This window comes from Faecalibacterium sp. DFI.5.82 (assembly GCF_029076575.1).
Taxonomy (GTDB): domain Bacteria; phylum Bacillota; class Clostridia; order Oscillospirales; family Ruminococcaceae; genus Faecalibacterium; species Faecalibacterium duncaniae.
This window is the reverse complement of sequence record NZ_JARFIS010000996.1, coordinates 1-293: the sequence shown is the minus strand read 5'-3', so window position 1 is coordinate 293 and position 293 is coordinate 1. Positions and strand designations below refer to the sequence as shown.

Annotated in this window: 1 protein-coding gene; it reads right to left on the bottom strand. The window is 73.0% G+C overall.

All coding sequences use genetic code 11. The features are described 5' to 3' along the window. Nucleotides 1-293 (bottom strand): hypothetical protein (locus P0G09_RS19850; protein ID WP_275253534.1); only part of this gene is annotated, 293 nt, incomplete at both ends.

Sequence of the window (293 nt, the reverse complement as noted above, 5' to 3'; positions counted from 1 at the left end):
GGAGCGGCCGCCTTGCGCTCCTTAGGCCGGGCTGCGGCCAGGGGCGGCTTCTTCGGCTTGGGGTCGCCGCGCATGCGGGCGAGCGCCTTGTCCCGGGCCACCGCCTCGGGGGCCTGGGGAGCGTCCGACAGCCACTTGCCGCGCTTGATCACCTCGTTGACCCGGCCCTGGTTGACCCCGACCTTGAAGGCGATCTCCTGCTGGGTCATGCCCGTGGAGGCGTGCAGGTCGAGGATCGCCCGGGCGAGCTCGGGCGTCATCTTCTGGCCGGTCAGCCGGCGGGCCGGCTTGAC